The sequence below is a fragment of the Comamonas terrae genome (assembly GCF_001544075.1).
Lineage (GTDB): Bacteria > Pseudomonadota > Gammaproteobacteria > Burkholderiales > Burkholderiaceae_C > Comamonas > Comamonas terrae.
Window position 1 is genome coordinate 1 of the sequence record NZ_BCNT01000038.1, and the last position, 747, is coordinate 747.

At 68.7% G+C, this 747-nt stretch carries 1 pseudogene; it reads right to left on the reverse strand.

Annotation, left to right across the window (positions count from 1 at the left end):
- Positions 1-747, reverse strand: a pseudogene (locus Cte04_RS21815) (hypothetical protein); the annotation flags it as partial.

The window sequence follows — 747 nt, forward strand, 5'->3', positions numbered from 1 at the left end:
GCGGCCGTGCGGAACACATAGGCGCTGGAAACGGCGTCGCCCAGCGTGGTGATGCAGCCCACGCGGGCGAGCGTGTTGGCGTTGCCGGGCGTCCACGAGGTGAGCGCGATGCGCCCCGTGGCGTAGTTGATGGTGCCGCGCGTCACAAAGCCGCCGGCGGTCAGCACGCGCAGCACGCCGGCGCTGTCGCTCCAGGGCTGCCCGCTGGCCGGCATCAGCAGCACAGAGCCTGGCACCACGGGCGCCTGTACGCCGGGCACCAGGTCGAACTCGGGCGCGAACGGCACCTGCAGCGTGCGGCGCGTTGCGCTGCCGGTGGTGCGAAACCGGATCTTGACGTAGCCGCTTTCGTCGTTGGGATAGAGCGACGGGGCATCGACATACTCGATACGCTCGTAATTGAGCCGCCACAGGCGCGAGTCGCCCAGGAACGTGTTGCTGCCCGAGGCCACGTAGGCGCTGTAGTGCGGCTTGGGCACCTTGATCGTGACGTCGGGATTGAAGTCCAGCGTGCCGGCCGCGTAGTCGACGGTGCCGACCTGCAAAGTGCCCAGCATCAGCTTGCCCGCGCCGTTGTCACGCGCGGTTTGCGTGGGGTCGACGGGTTTGATACCCATCTCCTGCAGCTGGGCGCGCGTATAGGTGCCTAGGACGGCCAGATCCGTGAGGGTGCTCCACTCCACTTCGACGGTAAAGGGCTGCAGGCCGCCCTGCCCCGCCGAGACGGCCAGGCGCCCCTGGGCGTTG